General features: G+C 67.7%; 21 protein-coding genes. 12 read left to right on the top strand and 9 right to left on the bottom strand.

Translation table 11 applies throughout. The features are described 5' to 3' along the window. The first annotated feature begins 212 nt into the window (after positions 1-212). Complete coding sequence (locus tag FZ938_RS09580) at positions 213-884, top strand: LuxR C-terminal-related transcriptional regulator (protein WP_149198615.1); 672 nt, start codon at positions 213-215, stop codon at positions 882-884. A 90-nt stretch (positions 885-974) separates the two neighbouring features. Here the strand turns inward: FZ938_RS09580 and FZ938_RS09575 are convergent, their stop codons facing one another. After that, a complete protein-coding gene (locus FZ938_RS09575; RefSeq protein ID WP_149198284.1) occupies positions 975-1,676 on the bottom strand; it encodes an alpha/beta fold hydrolase in 702 nt (233 codons plus the stop codon). Positions 1,677-1,916: 240 nt separating this feature from the next. Beyond that, positions 1,917-2,465 carry a hypothetical protein gene (locus FZ938_RS09570; protein WP_149198283.1) on the bottom strand — a complete coding sequence of 183 codons (549 nt, stop codon included), beginning with the start codon at positions 2,463-2,465 and terminating at the stop codon, positions 1,917-1,919. A 300-nt stretch (positions 2,466-2,765) separates the two neighbouring features. On the opposite strand from FZ938_RS09570, the gene FZ938_RS09565 reads away from it, so the two are divergent. Next, a complete protein-coding gene (locus FZ938_RS09565; RefSeq protein ID WP_149198282.1) occupies positions 2,766-3,203 on the top strand; it encodes a YccF domain-containing protein in 438 nt (145 codons plus the stop codon). Between the two features lie 112 nt (positions 3,204-3,315). Beyond that, positions 3,316-4,023, top strand: a complete 708-nt coding sequence (locus tag FZ938_RS30490; RefSeq protein ID WP_174757242.1) for a hypothetical protein — start codon at positions 3,316-3,318, stop codon at positions 4,021-4,023. Positions 4,024-4,050: 27 nt separating this feature from the next. Here FZ938_RS30490 and FZ938_RS09555 read toward each other — a convergent pair whose 3' ends face one another. After that, positions 4,051-5,286 (bottom strand): DUF3095 family protein, encoded by a 1,236-nt coding sequence (locus FZ938_RS09555; protein ID WP_149198280.1) that lies wholly within the window; start codon positions 5,284-5,286, stop codon positions 4,051-4,053. Positions 5,287-5,533: 247 nt separating this feature from the next. Between FZ938_RS09555 and FZ938_RS09550 the strand changes: the two genes are divergently transcribed. The 4 genes from FZ938_RS09550 to FZ938_RS09535 all read left to right on the top strand — a co-directional run bounded on the left by FZ938_RS09550 (position 5,534) and on the right by FZ938_RS09535 (position 8,535). Continuing rightward, positions 5,534-5,899 (top strand): hypothetical protein, encoded by a 366-nt coding sequence (locus FZ938_RS09550; RefSeq protein WP_149198279.1) that lies wholly within the window; start codon positions 5,534-5,536, stop codon positions 5,897-5,899. 60 nt (positions 5,900-5,959) lie between these two features. Then, complete coding sequence (gene mutL / locus FZ938_RS09545) at positions 5,960-7,873, top strand: DNA mismatch repair endonuclease MutL (protein WP_149198278.1); 1,914 nt, start codon at positions 5,960-5,962, stop codon at positions 7,871-7,873. Positions 7,874-7,960: 87 nt separating this feature from the next. Next, a complete protein-coding gene (locus FZ938_RS09540) occupies positions 7,961-8,200 on the top strand; it encodes an AbrB/MazE/SpoVT family DNA-binding domain-containing protein (RefSeq protein WP_149198277.1) in 240 nt (79 codons plus the stop codon). Then, complete coding sequence (locus FZ938_RS09535; protein WP_149198276.1) at positions 8,200-8,535, top strand: type II toxin-antitoxin system PemK/MazF family toxin; 336 nt, start codon at positions 8,200-8,202, stop codon at positions 8,533-8,535. The genes FZ938_RS09540 and FZ938_RS09535 overlap by 1 nt, the downstream gene beginning before the upstream one ends. A 10-nt stretch (positions 8,536-8,545) precedes the next feature. Here the strand turns inward: FZ938_RS09535 and FZ938_RS09530 are convergent, their stop codons facing one another. Continuing rightward, positions 8,546-9,157, bottom strand: coding sequence for an NAD(P)-dependent oxidoreductase (locus FZ938_RS09530; protein ID WP_149198275.1), 612 nt, complete (start codon positions 9,155-9,157; stop codon positions 8,546-8,548). 133 nt (positions 9,158-9,290) lie between these two features. Here FZ938_RS09530 and FZ938_RS09525 point away from each other — a divergent pair, with 133 nt between their 5' ends. Beyond that, entirely contained in the window at positions 9,291-9,728 is a 438-nt protein-coding gene (locus FZ938_RS09525) for a winged helix-turn-helix transcriptional regulator (RefSeq protein WP_149198274.1), read from the top strand. A gap of 28 nt (positions 9,729-9,756) precedes the next feature. On the opposite strand, the gene FZ938_RS09520 is transcribed toward FZ938_RS09525, so the two are convergent. Beyond that, on the bottom strand, positions 9,757-11,442 hold the full coding sequence (locus tag FZ938_RS09520; RefSeq protein ID WP_149198273.1) for an alpha-amylase family protein: 1,686 nt from the start codon (positions 11,440-11,442) through the stop codon (positions 9,757-9,759). Between the two features lie 312 nt (positions 11,443-11,754). On the opposite strand from FZ938_RS09520, the gene FZ938_RS09515 reads away from it, so the two are divergent. After that, the gene (locus tag FZ938_RS09515; RefSeq protein WP_149198272.1) at positions 11,755-11,976 is read left to right on the top strand and encodes a hypothetical protein; all 222 of its coding nucleotides are present in this window, start codon (positions 11,755-11,757) and stop codon (positions 11,974-11,976) included. Positions 11,977-12,058: 82 nt separating this feature from the next. On the opposite strand, the gene oxlT is transcribed toward FZ938_RS09515, so the two are convergent. The 3 genes from oxlT to FZ938_RS31515 form a co-directional block, all read right to left on the bottom strand. Further along, on the bottom strand, positions 12,059-13,402 hold the full coding sequence (oxlT, locus tag FZ938_RS09510; protein WP_149198271.1) for an oxalate/formate MFS antiporter: 1,344 nt from the start codon (positions 13,400-13,402) through the stop codon (positions 12,059-12,061). A 662-nt stretch (positions 13,403-14,064) separates the two neighbouring features. After that, on the bottom strand, positions 14,065-14,625 hold the full coding sequence (gene rsmD, locus FZ938_RS09505) for a 16S rRNA (guanine(966)-N(2))-methyltransferase RsmD (protein WP_149198270.1): 561 nt from the start codon (positions 14,623-14,625) through the stop codon (positions 14,065-14,067). Further along, positions 14,606-16,018 (bottom strand): pseudouridine synthase, encoded by a 1,413-nt coding sequence (locus FZ938_RS31515; protein WP_149198269.1) that lies wholly within the window; start codon positions 16,016-16,018, stop codon positions 14,606-14,608. The genes rsmD and FZ938_RS31515 overlap by 20 nt, the downstream gene beginning before the upstream one ends. Before the next feature lie 105 nt (positions 16,019-16,123). On the opposite strand from FZ938_RS31515, the gene FZ938_RS09495 reads away from it, so the two are divergent. The 3 genes from FZ938_RS09495 (at position 16,124) to FZ938_RS09485 (ending at position 19,102) form a co-directional block, all read left to right on the top strand. Further along, complete coding sequence (locus tag FZ938_RS09495) at positions 16,124-16,576, top strand: nucleoside deaminase (protein ID WP_149198268.1); 453 nt, start codon at positions 16,124-16,126, stop codon at positions 16,574-16,576. 238 nt (positions 16,577-16,814) lie between these two features. Beyond that, complete coding sequence (locus FZ938_RS09490; protein ID WP_149198267.1) at positions 16,815-18,320, top strand: methyl-accepting chemotaxis protein; 1,506 nt, start codon at positions 16,815-16,817, stop codon at positions 18,318-18,320. A 170-nt stretch (positions 18,321-18,490) separates the two neighbouring features. After that, the gene (locus FZ938_RS09485) at positions 18,491-19,102 is read left to right on the top strand and encodes a Holotricin-3 precursor (protein ID WP_149198266.1); all 612 of its coding nucleotides are present in this window, start codon (positions 18,491-18,493) and stop codon (positions 19,100-19,102) included. 24 nt (positions 19,103-19,126) lie between these two features. Here FZ938_RS09485 and purD read toward each other — a convergent pair whose 3' ends face one another. Next, positions 19,127-20,413: a phosphoribosylamine--glycine ligase gene (gene purD / locus FZ938_RS09480; protein ID WP_149198265.1), complete on the bottom strand. Its 1,287-nt coding sequence runs from the start codon at positions 20,411-20,413 to the stop codon at positions 19,127-19,129. Between the last annotated feature and the right edge of the window lie 2 nt (positions 20,414-20,415).

Here is a 20,415-nt window from a genome sequence, read left to right as displayed (position 1 = left end):
GAGCGTTGCCTTTTGCAGCGCTTTTCCGTTTCTGGAACCCTGTATTTGGGGTGCGACCCTACCCCTCGGCCAGGAAAGGGGGACGGGCATAGAGGAAGCGGTCTAAGACCAAAAGCGAACTACAGCGTCAGAACAGGCGTTCCTATGTGAACGTCCGGGCCGATGACGCCATCCCGGTGTCGGATCGCCGCAACCTTCTGGAAATGCCCGCGATGAACGTGCTGATCGCCGACGATCACCTGCTGTTCCGAGACGGTCTGCGCCGGCTGCTGGCGCAATTCGACGCCGACATGACCTTTTTCGAAGCCAGCACCTATGACGAGGTGCGGGCGCTGTGCGATGGCACCAGACCCTTCGACCTGATCCTGCTCGATCTCGGAATGCCCGGCTGGACCGGTTTCTCGGCTCTGGGCGACATCCATGCCAGCTTGCCGAAGGCGCTTCTGGTGGTGGTGTCGGGGTCGGAGAAGCGCTCCGACCTTCTGGCGGCCCTTGAGAACGGCGCCGCCGGCTATATCCCGAAATCCTCCAGCGCCAAGGTTCTGCTGGGGGCGCTGCAGCTGGTGCTTGCCGGCGGCATCTATCTTCCCGAACAGGCGATCCGCGGCGGCGACCGTGTCGATCAAATGCATGGCGGCCATGGCGGGAACGGCTCGGGCGACACGATGGACGAGTCCACGGCGCTGGGGAGCGGCAACGGCGACCAGCTGACGCCACGCCAGCGCGACGTTTTGGCCCGCCTGCGCGACGGCAAATCCAACAAGCAGATCGCCCATGAGCTGGGGCTGACGGAAGGCACGGTGAAGGTCCACGTCACCGCGATCCTGCGGCATCTCGGCGTCCGCAACCGCACCCAGGCCGCTCTCACCGCCCAGAGTTTGTGACGCCGGAGTTTGTGACGCCAGAGTTTGTGATGGGGAGAACCTGCACCGCGCAGGTCCGCTGCCGCCTCTTTTTCTCCTACCGCCGCACTCCTACCGCTGGGCGCGCTCCACCGCGGAGACCAGCGCCAGTAGCGCGCCGCGCAGTTCAGCCGCATGGGTCCGCGGGCGGACAGCGGCGGCGTCGGGCACCGCGACGACCGTCAGGGTCCGGCAGCCGGTCAGCCCGTCCTCCAGCCGCGCGAAGAGGCCGGCCGGGTCGCTTCCCTGCATCAGGGTCACCGGCACCCGCACCGCCGGCAATTCGGAAACCAGATCTCCCAGATCGCCGGACAGCACCGCCGGCAGCGCCCATCCGAAACGGGCGGCCAGCGCATTCCAACGGCGGCGCATCGGCGATTCGGCGCCGACATCGTCGACGATCATCACGCCGCCGACCCGCTCGGGGTAATCGAGCGCCGCGGCGATGGCGAGCGGCGCCGTTACCGCTCCCGCCACCAGCACCGGCCGGCGTCCGCCGCGCTCCACCAGCAGGGGAGAGAGGATCGCCGCCCCGGCCGACGCCGGCACGGTAAGCCATTCCTGGCCCGTCGGCACATGGTCCAGCAGCCGCCACCACGCTCCCTTGCCGGGGTGAAGGAAGATCACCCGTCGTCCGGAAGGATCGCCGGCACGGTCGGCCGTGCGGTCGCCCACCCCGTCCACGGCCCCGTCCACGGCCAAGCCGGTCACCGGAAAGCGGGCGGCATTTGCCCGTCCGGCGCGGACGGTGGAAGGCTGGGTGTGAAAGAACACGGTCGCGGTCCCCGGTGCTGGCGTTCCGCGATGGGACTGTCCCATCGCCGAAGCCAACCCTAACGAAGCGGAACCCAAGTCGTCCCGTACGATAAATCGGGCAGAAACCTTAAAACGGCCCCAAAAGCCGACCTGCCCGCAAAAGGTTTCAGCCGCCGCCGAAACACGACAAAAGCAAAGCAAATTCCAAGACTTGCCGGCTTGTCCCGACCAGAGGCCGCCGGCCGGCAAGGCAATCGGTCAATGCAGGGTCACCTCCTCGCCCTCGCCGTCCGGTGCCACCGCCAGCGGGCGGCGCAGCTCGCCGGCCAGGCTGCGCCATTCCGGCGCTCCACCCAGCTGTTGCAGCAACTGTGCGGTGAAGGCGAAGACCGCATGTTCCAGAGGCCCGTTGTCCTCGGCATGGGCATTCACGGTCAGGCAGGACTCCGCGGCGCTTTCGAAGATGGCGGCCGCGGCGCTGGCGCCCGGTCCGGGGTCCGGCAAAGGGATGGCCTGCGGCTTCTTCCCGCTCACGCGCAGGCGTGACAGGTTGTCGGCCAGCAGGCGCGTGCGGATGGCGTTGTCGACCGCGGCGGCCATGGTGTAGCCGGCCTCCTCCTCGACGGTGGCGCGCAGGATGCGCAGACCGGCGATCAGCCCGCGGACCACGTCCCCGTTGCCGCCGCGCTTGGCCGCCGCCGCGACGGCGGTGCCGAGGATGGCAGCGACCACCGGCGAGAGCGATTCGCCGTCGCCCGGGACGTTCGGCGCGTCGGCGCCGGAGTCGGTGTTCAAAGCCTCGTTCATGCGGCCTCCGATCCGTGTAAACCGGAAACGGGCGGCCCGCCGGCGATGCTGCCGACGAAGGACCCGTCCGGATGCGTCGTCATGATGCCTGTACCGGATCTGTGGACCGAACGGATACGGTTCAAGGCATGGATGGCATACACCATCCCCTCTTTCGCGCCGCCGGACGGGGTGCCCCATCTTTGGGGTAGCCAAAGTCCAAAAACGACAGGGTCCAGAAGGCTACGGTCCGAAAGGCCCGCCTCTAGGCGCGCGGTGCGACCGTCCCCACATCTGCGGCGAAAGGGAGGGTTTCGTGTCATGTCTCTGCTCAGTCTTCTCCTCAATGTGCTGTGGTTGTTCACGGGCGGCATCTGGATGGCGCTGGGCTGGTTGCTGGCCGCGGTTCTGATGGCGTTGTCCATCGTCGGCCTGCCCTGGGCCCGGTCCGCCCTGACCATCGCCCATTACACCCTGCTCCCCTTTGGGCAAACCGCCGTGCGCCGTGATGAGTTCCGCGGGCGCGAAGACATGGGCACCGGCGCCTTGGGCTTCATCGGCAATATCGTCTGGTTCGTGCTGGCCGGCTGGTGGCTGGCGCTCGGCCATCTGATCTCGGCGGTCGGCCTCGCCATCACCATCATCGGCCTGCCCTTTGCCTGGGCGCATCTGAAGCTCGCGCTGCTGGCACTCTGGCCGATCGGAACCGAGATCGTGCCGTCGGACGATGCCGGACGGCGGGTGGCCGGACGGTTATGATCCCGTCCCTCGCGGCATTTCCGACAAATTGAGAAAACCATCGCGACGGCGCGCAGGACTCCGGCCCCCTCCAGCGTACTGCCTCTTGTGAGGCTATCCGTTGGAGAGTGCCATGTCGGTATCCATGGTGAGTTCGTCGGCCGTCGGCCAGACCTATCAGCGGCCGCAAGGGCCGGGGAAGGAGATCCGGGAGGGGATCGACAGCCTGAAGAAGGCGGTGGAGTCCGGCGACATGACCGCCGTCCAGTCCGCCTACGAGTCGCTTTCGAAGCTGCAGTCCGACAAGCAGGGCGGCAGCACCACCTCCACCAGTTCGACCACCAGCGCCGGCAGTGGCAAGGATCCGTTGTCGAAGCTGCTGTCCAGCGTGGGAGAGGCGCTGAAAAGCGGCGACATCAGCCAGGTTCAGCAGGCGATGGCCAAGAACGGCCCGCCCAGCGGCGGTCCAGGCGGTGCCGGCGGCCCCGGTGGTGGCCCGGGCGGAGCGGGTGGTCCGCCGCCGGATGGCCCTCCGCCGGGCGAGGGCGGCGGCTCGGACGAACTGCGCAGCACGGTCGGCAGCCTCGCCCAGTCCTTGCAGTCCGGTGACGTGTCGGGAGCGCAGGAGTCGTTGTCGGCACTGTCCGATATGCTGAAGAACGCCGCCGACAGCAACAGCGACAGCGAGGACGACAGCAGCTCCACCGACTTCCTGGGGACCCTGAAGAAGAACCTCAGCAGCCTGAGCAGCTCGCTCAGCTCCGGCGACATCTCCGGCGCGCAGTCGCTGTTCGCCAGCCTGACGCCGCGCGGGTCTCAGGGCGTCGACATCACCGCCTGACTGGCAGGGGGCGCACGGGTCCCGCCTTCATGACGGGATCGGTGCGGTCAGGAAGGCGGCGGCGGTTTCCATCCCCTTCGCCGCCCCGCCTTCCTGCCCGGCCTTTTCGCGCGCCTTCATCGCCTTCAGCATGACCGAGGCGCGCCAGAAGCCCAGCCCGGCGCCATCGACGAAATGCACATGACGGTCGGCCGTCACGTCGCCGACCAGGCAGGTGACCGTGGTGGCATCGGCCCGCGCGGTGCCGTAGCGGATCGAGCCGGCCTGGGCCGCCTGGTTCAGCAGCCTTTCGATCGCGTCAGCCTCCCCCTCCGTCACGTCCAGCACCAGCCGCGGCCCGCCGGCCGATTTGCGGAAATCGGTACGCTCCGCCATGTGGCGCCGGTAGCGCTGCGGATCGAAGCCGCCAAGCGTCAGCCCCAGCCTCAGCAGCAGGACCAGCAGCCCCGACCCGGCCAGAGCCTTGCCCACCCGCCGGATGCGCGTGCCCAAACCGGCGCCGTCGCGGCCGCCGCGCGCCTCCATCAGCAAGGAGCGCCAATCCGGCGGCCAGCGCGCCTCCAGCCGCTCCCCCGCTCCCAGCGGGGCTGCGCCGGCGGTGGGCACGATGGCTTCGATGGCGCGCTGGACGCGGGCCAATTCCAGCAGTCCGGCCGCGCCCGGATCGACCGCATCGACGATCACGCACAGCACTGTTCCGCGCCGCGGCGGCACCGGGTTCCAGCGGCAGGACACCGACTCCAGCCCCGGCAACGGCCCTTCCTTCTGCGGCAGGCGCCAGCGCGCCTCCTCCTTCACCCAGGCGTCGGCGGCCACCACCCCGGCGCCCAGGAACAGGCCGAAGCTGTTGCCGTTGCCGACATCCTGCAGGGCGGCCATCACTTCCAGCCCCTGGTCGAGCAGGGCCCGCACCGGCACCAGCCCGACGCGCAGCGGCACGTCCATCACCTCCGCCGACCAGTGGGCGAGCGCCGAGAGCGCAGCCCGCGCCGCATCCTCCCGCCCCGGCGGCACCGCGGCGATGGCGCCGTCGCCGCCGAACTGGCAGGCCACCGGCTCCTGCCCGACCCGCAACGCGTCGGACAGAACGGCGACCACCCCGGCCGCGACGAAATTCACGTCTCGGTGACGGCCTTGCCCGGCCAATTGCGTACTGCCGGTGACATCGGCGACCGCCAGCGACCATCCGCCGTCCAGCGCCGCATAGCGTCGTGGGTCCGACGCCTCGGCGGCGAAATCGCGGATCACCGGCAACAGCGGCATGGCGGACCCTCCCCACGGGGCAGCGACAAGGCGAAGATCGACGGTAGCACGGCCGCGATCTCGGCGGCAGGGTGGTGGAACCCTGAAAGCCGCAGGACATCGAAGTCGGAGCGGATCCAGAATACGGAAATTACCGTGTCGTAACCGATGCTTACGTCATTAACCGTTGTTAAAGGATATGGCGCCGAAACTGTCGGAATATGTCGGTACGGTTTCAAGCCTTCGAAACGAGGGGATGTCGCTCTTCATGTCTTGGCTGTCGAGATTTTCCGGAGGCAACAAGGAACCGGCTGGCACGAAAGCCGCCGCGGAACCGCGTAAAGAGCGCCCGTCCACCCTGCCCAAGATCGTGATCGACCACCACGAATATGTGCCGGAGGAATTCGTTCTCGGCTCCTTCCGCATCCGTCCCTATGACGGCGACCTGATCGCCAAGCAGAAGTTCGACTTCCGCCTGCAGTTCGACCTCGGCGGCGATCCGGTGGACGTGTCCTGCATCGGAATGGTGGTGAAGCTGACCGCAGAGGCCGGCCTCGTCGCCCGCTACCAGTCGCCGCAGCCCTTCTACGAACGCAAGCTGGTCGACTACATGAAGGCCCTGAAGGGCCTGTAAGCGCGCAAACCTGCCCGAAGATGGTGGTGCCGCGCGCCGGCTGCCACTATATCTATGGGCATGCCGATCCGTCTGCTCCCCGAAACACTGGTCAACCGCATCGCCGCCGGCGAGGTGGTCGAACGTCCCGCCGCCGCCGTCAAGGAGCTGGTGGAGAACGCCATCGATGCCGGCGCCACCCGCATCGACGTGGTGGCGCGCGACGGCGGCAAATCGCTGATCGCCGTTACCGACGACGGCTGCGGCATGACCGCCGACGAGCTGGTCCTGGCGGTCGAACGCCATGCCACCTCCAAGCTGCCGGGCGACGATCTGCTCGACATCCGCTCGCTTGGGTTCCGGGGGGAGGCTCTGCCCTCCATCGGCGCCGTCAGCTGCCTGACCATCACCAGCCGCGCCCACGGCGCCGACAGCGCCTGGAGCCTGACGGTGGATGCCGGCGCCAAGGGGTCGCCGCAGCCGGCGGCGCTGGCCCAGGGCACGCGGATCGAGGTGCGCGACCTGTTCGCCGCCGTGCCGGCCCGGCTGAAGTTCCTGAAGGCGTCGCGCACCGAATACGACCACATCGCCGACTGCCTGGAACGGCTGGCGATGGCCCATCCCGGCGTCGCCTTCACGCTCAGCGACGGCGGGCGCGGCGGCCTGCGGCTGAGCGCGGCGCAGGGCGACCTGCTGGACGCCCGGCTGACCCGGCTGGGCGCACTGATGGGCCGCGATTTCCAGGAGAACGCCGTCCCGGTGACGGCCCAACGCGAGGGTGTGTCGCTGGCCGGCTGGATCGGCCTGCCCACCCTGCACCGCCCGACCGCCAAGCACCAGCACCTGTTCGTCAACGGCCGCCCGGTGCGCGACAAGCTGATGGTCGGCGCCGTGCGCGCCGCCTATGCCGATTTCCTGCCGCGCGACCGCCACCCGATGCTGGCGCTGTTCCTCGACATCGACCCGCAGGAGGTCGACGTGAACGTCCACCCGGCCAAGGCGGAGGTGCGCTTCCGCGACCAGGGGCTGGTGCGCGGCCTGATCGTCGGATCGCTGAAACACGCGCTCGCCGAGGCCGGCCACCGCGCTTCCACCACCGTTGGCCTCGCCACGCTGGGCGCCCTGCGGCCGGAGCAGTCCGGCGAGACCGACAGCGGCTTCACCCCCTCGCCGCTCCCCTACGGACGTTCCGGCGGCGGGTCGGGTGGGAGTTGGGCCGGCTCCTATACGCCGACCGCCGTGCCGCGCGGTCTGGCGGAGCGCTCCGCCGCCTTCCAGGCACCGACCCAAACGGGGTTGCCGCCCCTGCAGGGCCGCCTCAGCGGCTTCGGCAACGGCTTCGCCCCCGGCGCCCGCCCTCCGGAATACCGCACCCCCGACCCGTCCGCGCAGAAGCCCGAGCCGCCGCTCGACAGCCACCCGCTGGGCGCGGCACGGGCACAGGTCCACACCACCTACATCGTGGCCCAGACCCGCGAGGGCATCGTCATCGTTGACCAGCACGCCGCCCATGAACGGCTGGTCTATGAACGGATGAAGACCGCCCTGCTGGAAGGCGGCGTGAAGCGCCAAGCCCTGCTGATCCCCGAACTGATCGAGCTGGACGAACCCTCCGCCAACCGCCTGCTGGCCCGCAGCGCCGAACTGGCCGAACTGGGTCTGGTGATCGAGGGTTTCGGCCACGGCTGCGTCATGGTCCGCGAGGTCCCGGCTCTTCTCGGCCAGTCCGACGTGAAGAACCTGATCCGCGACCTTGCCGAGGAACTGTCCGAACTGGGCGACGCCCTGTCGCTGAAGGAGCGGCTTGAGGAGGTCTGCGCGACCATGGCCTGCCACGGGTCCGTCCGCGCCGGCCGCACGCTGAGCGTCGACGAGATGAACGCCCTGCTGCGGCAGATGGAGGCGACTCCGCACAGCGGGCAATGCAACCACGGCCGGCCGACTTACGTGGAGCTGAAGCTGGCGGATATTGAGAGGCTGTTTGGGCGGAGGTAGGTTGAACGAGTGTCTCTCAAACGCTACTTTCCTAGAAACTCCGCCCTGTTTTTTGTATAGGCCCCGTATCTAAGACGGGAGCCAGCCATGCGCACTGAAGTCGCCCGTTGGGGCAACAGCCTTGCCCTTCGCCTGCCGCGACCGATTGCCGATCAGACCGGCTTTGCCGAAGGCACGCCGGTGGAAATCGAGGTCGAGGACGGACGCATCGTCATTCGTCCCGCAACGCCGCGCTACGCGCTGGACGATCTGCTCGCCGGCATCACGGCGGACAATCTGCCGGACGAGTCCTTCGACGATGAGCCGCGTGGGCAGGAATTGCTGTAATGCTGCCGGATCGCGGCGATCTGGTGTGGATCGACTTCACGCCGCAGGCGGGGCATGAGCAAGCAGGCCGACACCCTGGATTGGTGCTGTCGCCCCGCGCTTATCACAATCGCACGCCCTTCGTCGTGGTCTGCCCGATCACCAGCAAGGTGAAAGGCTACCCCTTCGAAGTCGCGCTGCCGCCGGGGCTCCCGGTCGGCGGTGTCGTGCTGGCGGATCAGGTGAAGAGCCTCGACCGCCGCGTCCGCCAACTCGACCCGGCCGGCTCGGTGCCCGAGGCGGTGCTCCAGCAGGTTCTCGCCAAACTGGCGCCCCTGCTGTCGCTCCGCCTCTGACGCCTTTCCCTCAGTATCCCACCGTGAACCGCTTGCGCTCGTGCTTCGGCGTCTCGATTTCGTCGACCAGCGCCACGGCAAAGTCCTCGTAGCTGATCCAACTGCGGCCGGCCTCGTCCGCCAGCAGCGCGTCGTCGCCCAGGCGGAACTTGCCCGTCCGCTCACCCAGCACAAACTCGGCGGACGGAGACAGGAAGGTCCAGTTCAACGCGGGCTCGGCCTTCAGGCGGTCGAGGAATTCGGCGCCCTTGGTGGCTTCGGCCTTGTAGGCTTCGGGGAATTCCGGCAGGTCGAGAACCCGCACGCCCGGCGCCACTTCCAGACTGCCGGCGCCGCCGACCACCAGATAGCGCGGCACGCCGGACCGCTTCACCGCGCCGATCAGGCTGTCGGCGTCGCCCATCAGGAACATCACGGCGCTGACCACCGCATCATGCCCGACCAGCAGCGGGGCGAGCGTCCCGGCGTCGTTGGCGTCGCCCGCCTTCACGGTCAGGCCAGGGGCGGCGGCGACCTTGGCGGGGTCGCGGACGATGGCGGTGACGCTGTGGCCGCGGCGCAGCAGTTCGGCCTGGATGCGGCTGCCGGCGCGGCCGGCGGCGCCGATGATGGCGATGTTCATGACGGGCGTCCTCTCACTAGGTTTCCAATGGTGACTTGATGGCTGTTTGGAAATCTGGTGTAAAGAAGGCACCTTTTCGTGACATGGTCACCCGCACGTAACCGCCGGGGCCGTTGGTTGGGAGTCGATGCGCATGGACAACAGCCTGCTGGGCCTGGGCGGCAAGCGGCCGTCGGAGGTGGATGACCTGCCGGACGCCTATGCCTCCGCCTGTCCGACGCGGCAGGCGCTGGACCGGATCGCCGACAAATGGACGGTGCTGATCCTGGGACTGCTGGAAGGCGGACCGATGCGATTCAACCAACTCCGCCGCGAGATCGAGGGCATCTCGCAGAAGATGCTGTCGCAGACCCTGAAAAGCCTGGAGCGCGACGGGCTGGTCAGCCGCAAGGCCTTCGCCACCGTGCCGGTCACCGTCGAATATTCCATCACACCACTGGGCGCGACGCTGGCCGAAACCCTGGTGCCCCTGCGCGTGTGGGCCGAGACCCACATCGCACAGATGCTTAACGCCCGCGCCGCCTATGACCGCAGCGAGGAGGATGGACCGGCCCGGCTGGACGTCGCCTAGACAGGACCGCCCCTAGACAGGCCCGCGCCTAAACGTCTTCCCCAGGTTTCTTGTCCGACTCCGTCCGGCGCAGCAGGTAATCCAGCCCGCCGACCCGGAACCAGCGATAGCCATAGGCTTCCATCACCAGACGGTGGCGGCCCTCGGCGTCGGGTTCGCTGTGGTCCTCCGACAGCAGGTTGACCAGCCGGCAGGATTCTCCATGGCCGTCCACGTCCAGGACAACCTCGCAGGGCTTGTCCGACAGGTTGTGCACCACGACGATGCCGTTGTTGCGCCAGTCATAGCGCAACGCCAGAACTTCCGGCCGGCCGGTCTTGAGGATGCGGAAGTCACCCCAGCCGATCTCCGGGCACTCCTTGCGCATGCGGATGATGCGCTCGGTCCAGTTCAGCAGCGATCCCGGATCGCGGCGCTGGATCGCGGCGTTGATCCGCTCGTACCCGAAGACGCCGCCGCTGATCGCCCGCGCTTCCGGAGTGTCGGACTTGGTGAATCCGCCATGCGGCTCGTCAGACCATTGCATCGGCGTGCGGGCGCACTCGCGTTCGGGCAGAGACAGGTCGTCGCCCATGCCGATCTCGTCGCCATAGCGGATGACCGGCGTTCCCGGCAGGGTGAACATCAGGCTGTAGGCCAGCTCGATCCGCCGCCGGTCGTCGTGCAGCATCGGCGCCAGCCGCCGCCGGATGCCGCGGTCATAGAGCTGCATGGATTTCTCAGGCCCGAAGGCGGCGAACACCGCTTGGCGCTGCTCCTCGGTCAACCGGCCGAGGTCGAGTTCGTCGTGGTTGCGCAGGAAGCATCCCCATTGCGCGGTGGCCGGGCGCGGCTTGGTGACTTCCAGCGCCTTGGCCAGCGGCCCGGTGTCGGCGGTGGCCAGCGCATAGAACAGGTGCTGGTTGACCTGGAAATTGAACACCATGTGGCAGCGGTCGCCGTCCTCGCCGAAATACTCCAGGTCGTCTTCCGGCAGGATGTTGGCCTCCGCCAGCAGCACGGCGTCGCCGCGCCGCCACTGCACGAATTCGCGGAAACTGCGCAGCATGCCGAACTGCTCCTTCGGCTTGGCGATGTCCGGCCCCTTTTCCGCGATGATGAAGGGCACGGCATCCATCCGGAACCCTGCGACGCCCAGCTGGATCCAGAATCCCATGATCTTCAGCAGTTCGGCATGCAACTCCGGGTGCGAGGTGTTCAGGTCGGGCTGGAATTTGTAGAAGCGGTGGAAATACCAGGCCTTGGCCTCGCGGTCATAGCTCCAGGTCGATTTCTGCACGCCGGGAAAGACCATGCCCTTGTCGGCATTCTCCGGCTTCTTGTCCGACCAGACGTACCAGTCGCGATATTTGCTGTCGGGATCACTGCGCGCCTGCTGAAACCACGGATGCTGGTCGGAAGTGTGGTTGATGACCAGATCGATGATGACGCGAATGCCGCGCTGTTCGCAGGCGTGGGTGAATTCCACGAAGTCGCCCAGCGTGCCGTAGCGCGGATCGACAGTGTAGTAATCGGCGACGTCATACCCGCCGTCCTTCATCGGCGAGGTCTGGAACGGCCCCAGCCACAGGCAGGTCACCCCCAGCCCGTGCAGATAGTCCAACCGGCGCAGCAGCCCCTGGAAATCGCCGATGCCGTCAGCGTTGGCGTCCATGAAGGTCGATAGCGACAGATTGTAGATGACCGCATTCTTGTACCAAAGGTCCCGGATCATGGCCGCTCCATCCCTTTTGCCGATCCCCGGCCCGAAACGGGGCCGACAGGCGGGCAACAGCGGCAGGGCCGGTTTGGTTGCGGGAAAGGATCGGTCTGTGGCGGCAAGCCCCCCTGCGGCAAAGTTGCAGGTCAGGCATCCGGCATCTGGCATGCAAAACTTTTTGCGATGGCATGCCAGTTTGCTTATGTTGCGGCACAGCATGACTTGGCCGTCACCGTGGGCGATCGCCGTCCGCGGGGGAGGCCGTTTGCGGTCATGCGCTGTTGTTCCTGTCGACGCCCTCCCCTCCCCGATAAGGACGTTTTCGCCATGATCGAGACCCAGGCCCTTCTGTTCCTCGCGCTGACCGGCATGATCGGCCACGCCGTCTATATGGCCAGCGGCCGCGGCGGCTTCACCGTGATCGAGCCCGAGAAGGACGAGACGGAGGAAGAGCCGGGCATCCTGTTCTCGTCCGAGCGGTTCCAGCAGGCGGCCCGGAATGAGACCAAGTCCGACAAGGCCAAGGACCGTCCCTTCTGGATCGAATGAAGGAAGCGGGCCGGAGCGCTCTTGCGATCTCCAGCCCGCACCCCTCAGTCAGTCTTCTGAACGAAGCCCCCCGGCTGTCGCCTTACCCGTTGGCGGTGCCGGCTGCGGCCCCGACCGGGACGGCATGTCCGGTTTCACCCTGCTCCGCCCGACGCGCCAGTTCGGCGTTGCGGGCATGGTGGCGGGCCAGCATCGGCTTCAGGACCAGCAGCGCGCAGGCCGCCGCGGTCAGGTCCATGGTGGCGGTGACGTACAGCACGGTCGCCCAGGTGCCGGTGGCCTCCATCAGCAGGTTGCCCATCGGCACCAGCAGAGCCGCGACACCCTTGGCGCAGTACAGGACGCCGTAGATCTTGCCGGCATGCTTGGTGCCGAAGGTGTCGGCCGAGGTGGCGCTGAACAGGCTGTACACTTCGCCCCAGGCCAGGAAGACCATGCCGCTGAGGATCAGGAACATCATCGGGTCGTGGCCGAAGCGGCTCAGCATGATGATGCCGACGCCTTCCAGCGTGAAGGCGACGAACATGGTCGCCTCACGGCCGATGTGATCCGAAATGAAGCCGAACAGCGGGCGCGAGATGCCGTTCATCACGCGGTCCAGCATCAGGGCGAAGGGCAGAGCGGCCATGGTCAGGCCGAGGACGCTGACCGGGGTTTCCTTCACGCCCAGATCGTGGGCGATGACGCCCAGCTGGGCCACCGCCATCAGGCCGCCGGTGACGGTGCCGATGAACATCGCCCACATCACCCAGAACACCGGGGTGCGGATCGCCTCGCCCAGCGTGTAGTCGCGGCGGGTCTGCGCGACCTTGGTGGAGGCCTTGACCTGCTCCTTCTGCGGCATGCGCAGGAACAGCGAGGCGGCGATGATGAGGGCGCCCTGCAGCAGGCCGAACCAGAAGAAGGTGGTCTGATAACCGCTGCTGTGGATCATCGCCGAGATCGGCAGGATGGTCAGCGCCGAGCCGGCGCCATAGCCGCCTGCCGTCAGGCCGACCGCCAGACCGCGCTTTTCCGGGAACCACTTCAGTGCGTTGTTGACGCAGGTGGCGTAGACGCAACCGACGCCGATGCCGCCGATGGCCGAGCCGACATACAGCATGCCGAGCGAACCGGCATAGCTGTCGACGACCCAGGACAGGCCGGTGAAGAAGCCGCCGGCGGCGACGATCACGCGGGGGCCGTATTTGTCGATGAAATAACCCTCGATCGGCGTCAGCCACGTCTGCACGACGACGAAGATGGTGAAGGCGGTCTGGATCGATGCGCGAGTCCAGCCATGGGTCGCCTGGATTTCCGGGACGAACAGCGTCCAGGCGTACTGGATGTTGGCGGCCGCCACCATGCAGACGATGCCGACGACGATCTGCGTCCAGCGGACCGCATCGGACACCGGCGGCGCCGATGCCGCCGGTTGTGAATTCATATGAGCCATCGTGCCTCCCGATTAACTTGCCTGAGCCGGCGGCGCGGCCCCTCTCCCGGGGACCGGCGCGCCAATCACGATTGCGGAATGACCCGGACGGACCGCTCTTGTTGACGGTTCCTTTCCGGAACTCGGCGCGGATGCCGACAATCGCTCGGAGTTCGATTGTCCCGATTTAGGAATGCCAGATATGTAATCTGGTATGCCAAAACCGGGGACAAAAAGACACCGACGGACGGATCGACGCCGTAGGCATACATACGGACAAAGTAAAAGCTACAACTCGCGTCGCGCAGGATGCCCGGTCCACACCGGTTCTTGTGTCGGATCACCTGCTTTGACGTAGGTTCTGCAAAAAGAAGCCGTGCCGGTACCTGCACGGCCCCCTCGAACGAGGGTGTGCAGTCTTAGGAGATAGATAGATGCCGCCGTTTCCATAAGGAACCGCATCGGCGACACATGATCTTTTGCTCGGATTGTTTTGGAACTCAACAGTCCGTTTCGTCTTTCCGCATGATGGAAAAACACAGGCAGCAGCCTTGGAACCCAAGGGATGCGTCACCACCGGCCTATGGGCATGGTCGGCAAAAAATGAAACTCGGGGGTATTGTAACGGAGGGCCGGCAACCCCGGGGATGGGGCGGCGGCGTCCGGCCCTGCGGTCAGGCCGGGTGGCGGACCGTCAGAAAGGCGACGCGGGTGTCGCCATAGCGGCGTTCATCGACCGCCGTAAAACCATTGGGAAGAGGCAAGGGGTCGCGATCGGCAACCTCAACCACCGCGAGCGCGCCGTCGGCCAGCCAGCCGGCGCGCAGCAACCCCTCCAGCGCACGCGGCGCCAGCCCCTGGCCATAGGGCGGGTCGAGGAAGGCCAGCATGCAGGCACGGGACGCCGGGGGTGGCTTGGTGGCGTCGGCGCGCAGGATTTGGGCGTTCGCCGCTTCGCGTAGCGCCTCGACATTGGCGCGCACGGCGTCCAGCGCCGGCCGGCCCATGTCGAGGAAGCCGCACCAAGACGCCCCGCGCGACAGGGCTTCCAGCCCCAGCGCGCCGGTGCCGCAGAAAGCGTCGACGACCGCAACGCCCTCGAACTCGGGCGCCCAGTCGGCATGGGCCAGGATGTTGAAGATGGCTTGCCGGGTGCGGTCGGTGGTGGGACGGGTGTCGCGCCCGCCCGGCGCCACCAGACTGCGGCCGCGGTGCTTACCGCCGACGATCCGCACGCGGGCGCTCCGTCCGTCCGCCGGCACCGCCACCGGACCTGTCGCCGCCGCCCTTCGGCCCGCCCCGCGGCGCCGGGCCGGCCCCCTTCGGGCCGCTTCCCTTCGGGCCGGCGGACTTGGGTCCGGCAGATTTGAGGCCGGCAGGTTTGGGGCCTGCCGCCTTGGACTCGGCCGCCTTGAAACCCGGAGCCTTGCCGTCCCTGGGCTTGGCATCCCTCGGCTTGGCATCCCGCGAACGGGCACCTTCGGAGCGCGGGGACTCGGACCGGGCAGCATCGGGCCGCCGGGCGTCGGACCGGGCGCCGTCCGGCTTGCCGGGACGGCCCGGTTTGGCCGCCGCACCACCGCCGAGAGACAGGGTGCTGCGGGTCGATGCGCCGCGCCGGGCCGGCTTGGCCTCTTCGGTGCGGGCGGCTTCGGCCTCATGCCGCTTGGTGGCGGAGCGCGGCGCGCGCTTCGGAGCGGTCTTGGCGTCCGTCTTGGCGTCCGTCTTGCCGGTCGCACGGCCGCCGGAAGCCGCCTTCGCCGGAGCGGCCTTCACCGCCGCATCGGCTCTCGCCTTGGCGCGCTGCTTGGTCCCGGATTCTGCCGGCTCAGCCCCTTCCGGCGTGCCGAAGAAGGGGGCGATCTGTTCGCGGACGACGCGCTTCGGCACCTCCTCGACGGCGCCCTCCTCCAGCTTGCCGAGCTGAAAGGGACCATAGGCGACGCGGATCAGCCGATTCACCTGGAGCCCCAGCGACTCCATGACCTTGCGGATCTCGCGGTTCTTGCCTTCCTTGAGGCTGACGGTCAGCCAGGCGTTGCGGCCCTGGATGCGGTCAAGCGCGGCCTCGATCGGGCCGTACTTCACGCCTTCGATGGTCGGCCCCTTCTCCAGCGCCGCCAGTTGCCTCTCGTCCACCTCGCCGAAGACGCGCACGCGGTAGCGGCGGGTCCAGCCGGTGGCCGGCAGTTCCAGGAAGCGGGCCAGCTCGCCGTCGTTGGTCAGCAGCAGCAGCCCCTCGGTCGTCAGGTCGAGACGACCGATGGAGACCACGCGCGGCAGTTCGGGCGGCAGTCGGTCGAAGACGGTTTCGCGCCCCTTCTCGTCGCGGGCGGTGGTGACCAGCCCCGACGGCTTGTGATAGCGCCACAGACGGGCCGGCTCCGGTTCCGGAATGACCTTGCCGTCGACCTGCACGATGTCGCCGGAGCGGACCACGCAGGCGGGGCTGTCGAGCACGCGGCTGTTGACCGCGACGCGGCCCTCGGCGATCCAGCGTTCGGCGTCGCGGCGCGAGCAGAGCCCGGCGCGCGCCAGTCGCTTGGCGATGCGTTCGCCGCCGTCGGCAGCGGAGCTGGCGGCAGAGGTGGCGGATTTGGATTTCTTGGCGGTATCGGAGCGGTCCATGGCCGGACCATAGGGCCTGGACGCGCCGCCCGCAACACGAGTCCAGCGCCCGGACACCGGAATCCGGTTGACGCGCTCCCGGCGGGGTTGGCACCCTGACCGGCCATGCCGTCTCCCCGCTATATGGACCTCGCCTTCGCCGCCGCCGAGGCCGCCGCCGCGCGTGGCGAGGTGCCGGTCGGCGCCGTCGTCGTCGACCCCGCGACGGGCACCGTCCTCGCCACCGCCGGCAACCGCACAGAGGAGCTGTGCGACCCCTCCGCCCATGCCGAGCTGCTGGCGATCCGCGAGGCCTGCGCCGCCCGCGGCCAGCCCCGCCTGCCCGGCTGCGACCTCTATGTGACGCTGGAACCCTGCGCGCTGTGCGCCGCGGCGATCAGCTTCGCCCGCATCCGGCGGGTCTATTACGGCGCCTATGATCCCAAGGGGGGCGCCGTCGATCACGGCCCGCGCTTCTTCACGCAGCCGACCTGCCACCACACGCCGGAGGTCTACAGCGGCATCGGCGAGACGCGGGCGGGCGCGCTGCTGCGGGGGTTCTTCAGGGAACGGCGGTGAGCCTGCCTCCCGGTAACATGAACCGTGCGCGCAATATTACTGCACGTGTCAGGCAATAGAATTTCTTCAATGCGGCAGCAAATGGCACGCCTTCATTCGTGGTGAGCACGGATGAAAATCCACGATCCTCAACAACCGCGGAAATGTAACGTATAAGAACAAATTAGTCTGTTAAGTGTTTGTTCAGCGAATATATGCCGATGATGCGCTGACCGCTTTAAGCCATCAGGAGTCGCAAATGTTGTCGTTCCGCAAGCCACAGGACAATCAGGCCGCCGAAGAGCTGGCTCTGCTGGGGCGCCATGCGGGTGTCGGGCTGTGGGACGCAGTGATCCACAATGGCGATCCGATGCATGCGCAAAGCCGTTGGCACTGGTCGCCGGAGTTCCGCCGCCTCGTCGGATTCGACCGCGACGACACGGCCGGTTTCCCCAACGTCGTCAATTCCTGGGCCGACCGGCTGCATCCGGACGACGCGAAGCGGACTTTCGACGCCTTTATGGCCTGCCTGAACGACCGCAGCGGCCGTACCGGCTATGACGTGAATTACCGACTGAAGGTGAAGGACGGCAGCTATCGCTGGTTCCGCGCCATCGGCGGCGTCGCCCGCGACAGCAGCGGTCTGGCCCTGCGTGCCTGCGGCTCCCTGATCGACATCGATGCCGAGCGCAATGAGCTGGAGCGGGCCAAGCTGCTCGACCGTCATGCCGGCGTCGGGCTGTGGGATGCGGTCTTCCACAATGGCGATCCGATGCATGCGCAGAGCCGCTGGCACTGGTCTCCGGAGTTCCGCCGTCTCGCCGGATTCGACCGCGACGACACGGGCGGTTTCCCCAACGTCGTCAATTCCTGGTCTGACCGGCTGCATCCGGACGATGCGAAGCGGACCTTCGACGCCTTCATGGCCTGCCTGAACGACCGCAGCGGGCGCACCGGATACGATGTCGATTACCGGCTGAAGGTGAAGGACGGCAGCTATCGCTGGTTCCGCGCCATCGGCGGCGTCGCCCGCGACAACAACGGCGTGGCGTTGCGCGCCTGCGGATCGCTGATCGACATCGATGCGGAGAAGCTGGCCGAGCTGCGGCAGGTGGAGATGGACGGCGAGCGCCGCCGCACCGTGTCCAGCCTTGCCGAATCGCTGGACCGCGAGGTCGGCACCGCCGCGGACCGTGCCACCGCCAACGCCCAGACAGTCGCCGCGGCGACGGAGGAGTTGTCGGCCTCCATCTCCGACATCAGCAACCGCGCCAACGAGGCGTCGGGCGCCTCGCTGAAGGCGTCCGAGGAGGCGTCGCGCACCAACGCCGCGGTGGAAGCCCTGGTCACTTCGGCCGAGCGCATCGGCGCCATCACCAAGCTGATCAACAGCATCGCCTCGCAGACCAACCTGCTGGCCCTGAACGCCACCATCGAAGCGGCCCGGGCCGGAGAAGCCGGCCGCGGCTTCGCCGTCGTGGCGAACGAGGTGAAGTCGCTGGCCCAGCAGAGCGGCAGCGCCGCGGACGACATCGCCGCGCAGATCGCCTCGGTCCAGCAGGAGGCGCTGCACGCGGTGGACGCCATCCGCCGGATCGGCGCCATCGTCACCGACGTCCAGCAGATCTCCACCACCATCGCCGCCGCCGTGTCGCAGCAGGAATCGGCGACCAAGGAGATTGCCCACAGCGTCACCCGCGTGGTCCGCGACATCGAGGTGGTGTCGCAGAATATCGCCACCGCGTCGGAGCGTCTGCGGGCGTGATGCGCCCCTTCTTCTCGGAGCTTCAGATTTCATAATTCTGCGGTGAGGTCAGCCCACATTTTGTCACCGCCGGGATCATTCCGAAGCCGTTCTGGAAGGCCTATCTCAAGTCCACGCCCGTTTCCCCGATCGATAGAGGTAACAGACCGGGTGCTAAGGAGAGACCGATCATGAAATACCGTTCCGCATTCCTGGTTCTGGGCTTGGGTCTTGTTTTCACCGCTGCATCCGTCGATCCCCTCAGCGGGTTCGAACCGTCGGTTGCCTTCGCCCGCGCTGGGGGCGGGAACGGCGGTGGGAACGGCGGAGGCCATGGAGGTGGCAACGCCGGCGGCAACAGCGGCAGCCATGGCAATAGTGCCGGTCATTCGCAAAGCTCCAGCCATGCGCAAAACGGCGGTTCCATCGGAGCCAGCCGAAGCGACGACGCGACCCGGGACGCCAAGACGCGTGCCGCCGAAATCCACGCGACGGCCACCGCACACCCGTCCCACATCTCTGCGGCAAAGGCTGAGGCCGTGGCGAATGAACTTGGCAACTTGAATGCGGCCCACGCCTCGGCCACGGCACGGGCGAATGCCGCTCCGACATCGATGGTCGGCAAGATTGCGACCTATGACGCTGCGATGCGGCAGGCTCTGACGATCAGCGATCCGATCACCCGCGCCTATACCATCAATGCGGCCCGGGGCGATCTCGCCACCGTGGCGAACAAGCCGCTGACCGCATCCGTGGTGGCGCGGGTGGACCGCCTTCTAGGCCTGCCCACCGGCGGGTTCTAACCAATCGGAAAGGCACGGGGCGCGTTACCGCCCCACCGCCCGCCAGCCGATGTCGCGGCGGCAGAAGCCGTCCGGCCAGTCCAGCGCGTCCACCGCCTTGTAGGCCGCCGCCTGCGCCTCCGCCACCGTCGGCGCCAGCGCGGTCACGCCCAGCACCCGGCCGCCGACCGACAGCACACGGCCGTCCTCGGCGCGCTTGGTGCCGGCGTGGAAGACGGTCACATTCTCCACCGCGCCGGCCTTGTCCAGCCCCCGGATCTCGGTGTTCTTGGCATAGTCGCCGGGGTAGCCGTTGGCCGCCATCACCACGCACAGCGCGGTCTGGTCGTGCCAGCGCAGGTCGATGCTGTCCAGCACCCCGTCGGCCGCCGCCACCAAGGCCGCCAGCGCGTCGGACTTCAGCCGCATCATCAGCGTCTGGCATTCCGGATCGCCGAAGCGGACGTTGAACTCCAGCGTCTTCGGCACCGGGCCGTCCGGCGTCCGCATGATCATCAGGCCGGCGAACAGCACGCCCTTGAAGGGCTTGCCTTCCGCCGCCATGCCCTTGACCGTCGGCAGGATGATCTCGCGCATCACGCGGTCCTGCAGGTCGGCGGTCAGCACCGGCGCCGGGGAATAGGCGCCCATGCCGCCGGTGTTGGGACCGGTGTCGCCGTCGCCGACCGCCTTGTGGTCCTGGGCCGAGGCCAGCGGCAGCGCGTTCTCGCCGTCGCACAGCGCGAAGAAGCTGACCTCCTCGCCGTCCAGGAATTCCTCCACCACCACTTCGGCACCGGCGGCGCCGAAGCGGCCGCCGACCAGCGCGTCGTCGATGGCCTCGAAGGCTTCCTGCTCGGTGCGGGCGACGGTGACGCCCTTGCCGGCGGCAAGCCCGTCGGCCTTCACCACGATGGGCGCGCCATGCTTGCGGACATAGGCTTTGGCCGCTTCCGGGTCCTTGAAGCGCTCGTAGAAGGCGGTGGGCACCCCGTATTTCGCCAGGATGTCCTTCATGAAGCCCTTGGAACCCTCAAGCTCCGCCGCCGCGGCGCTCGGCCCGAAGGCCTTGACGCCCAGGGCGGTCAGCCTGTCGACCAGACCCAGCACCAGCGGGCCTTCCGGGCCGACGACGACGAAGTCGATGGCGTTGTCCTGGACGAAGCGCACCAGCGCGTCGACATCCTCCGACCCGATGGGAACCAGCGTAGCGACATCGGCGATGCCGGCATTGCCCGGCGCGCAATAGAGCGCGTCGCACAGCGGCGAATTGGAAATGGCCCAGCAGAGCGCGTGCTCACGACCGCCCGATCCGACGACGAGGACTTTCATGG

The organism is Azospirillum oryzae (assembly GCF_008364795.1).
Classification (GTDB): domain Bacteria; phylum Pseudomonadota; class Alphaproteobacteria; order Azospirillales; family Azospirillaceae; genus Azospirillum; species Azospirillum oryzae.
The sequence above is the reverse complement of the archived record's forward strand: the minus strand, read 5'-3'. Positions and strand labels throughout refer to the sequence as shown.

What these genes read in the sequence shown, in the direction of transcription:
- FZ938_RS31515 (WP_149198269.1), bottom strand. Translation starts at nt 16,018, where the DNA reads ATGGACCGCTCCGATACCGCCAAGAAATCCAAATCCGCCACCTCTGCC.
- FZ938_RS09555 (WP_149198280.1), bottom strand. Translation starts at nt 5,286, where the DNA reads ATGCCGCTGTTGCCGGTGATCCGCGATTTCGCCGCCGAGGCGTCGGAC.
- FZ938_RS09540 (WP_149198277.1), top strand. Translation starts at nt 7,961, where the DNA reads ATGCGCACTGAAGTCGCCCGTTGGGGCAACAGCCTTGCCCTTCGCCTG.
- FZ938_RS09580 (WP_149198615.1), top strand. Translation starts at nt 213, where the DNA reads ATGAACGTGCTGATCGCCGACGATCACCTGCTGTTCCGAGACGGTCTG.
- FZ938_RS09515 (WP_149198272.1), top strand. Translation starts at nt 11,755, where the DNA reads ATGATCGAGACCCAGGCCCTTCTGTTCCTCGCGCTGACCGGCATGATC.
- purD (WP_149198265.1), bottom strand. Translation starts at nt 20,413, where the DNA reads ATGAAAGTCCTCGTCGTCGGATCGGGCGGTCGTGAGCACGCGCTCTGC.
- oxlT (WP_149198271.1), bottom strand. Translation starts at nt 13,402, where the DNA reads ATGAATTCACAACCGGCGGCATCGGCGCCGCCGGTGTCCGATGCGGTC.
- FZ938_RS09485 (WP_149198266.1), top strand. Translation starts at nt 18,491, where the DNA reads ATGAAATACCGTTCCGCATTCCTGGTTCTGGGCTTGGGTCTTGTTTTC.
- FZ938_RS09570 (WP_149198283.1), bottom strand. Translation starts at nt 2,465, where the DNA reads ATGAACGAGGCTTTGAACACCGACTCCGGCGCCGACGCGCCGAACGTC.
- mutL (WP_149198278.1), top strand. Translation starts at nt 5,960, where the DNA reads ATGCCGATCCGTCTGCTCCCCGAAACACTGGTCAACCGCATCGCCGCC.
- FZ938_RS09525 (WP_149198274.1), top strand. Translation starts at nt 9,291, where the DNA reads ATGGACAACAGCCTGCTGGGCCTGGGCGGCAAGCGGCCGTCGGAGGTG.
- FZ938_RS09550 (WP_149198279.1), top strand. Translation starts at nt 5,534, where the DNA reads ATGTCTTGGCTGTCGAGATTTTCCGGAGGCAACAAGGAACCGGCTGGC.
- FZ938_RS09530 (WP_149198275.1), bottom strand. Translation starts at nt 9,157, where the DNA reads ATGAACATCGCCATCATCGGCGCCGCCGGCCGCGCCGGCAGCCGCATC.
- FZ938_RS09565 (WP_149198282.1), top strand. Translation starts at nt 2,766, where the DNA reads ATGTCTCTGCTCAGTCTTCTCCTCAATGTGCTGTGGTTGTTCACGGGC.
- FZ938_RS30490 (WP_174757242.1), top strand. Translation starts at nt 3,316, where the DNA reads ATGTCGGTATCCATGGTGAGTTCGTCGGCCGTCGGCCAGACCTATCAG.
- FZ938_RS09535 (WP_149198276.1), top strand. Translation starts at nt 8,200, where the DNA reads ATGCTGCCGGATCGCGGCGATCTGGTGTGGATCGACTTCACGCCGCAG.
- FZ938_RS09495 (WP_149198268.1), top strand. Translation starts at nt 16,124, where the DNA reads ATGCCGTCTCCCCGCTATATGGACCTCGCCTTCGCCGCCGCCGAGGCC.
- FZ938_RS09490 (WP_149198267.1), top strand. Translation starts at nt 16,815, where the DNA reads ATGTTGTCGTTCCGCAAGCCACAGGACAATCAGGCCGCCGAAGAGCTG.
- FZ938_RS09520 (WP_149198273.1), bottom strand. Translation starts at nt 11,442, where the DNA reads ATGATCCGGGACCTTTGGTACAAGAATGCGGTCATCTACAATCTGTCG.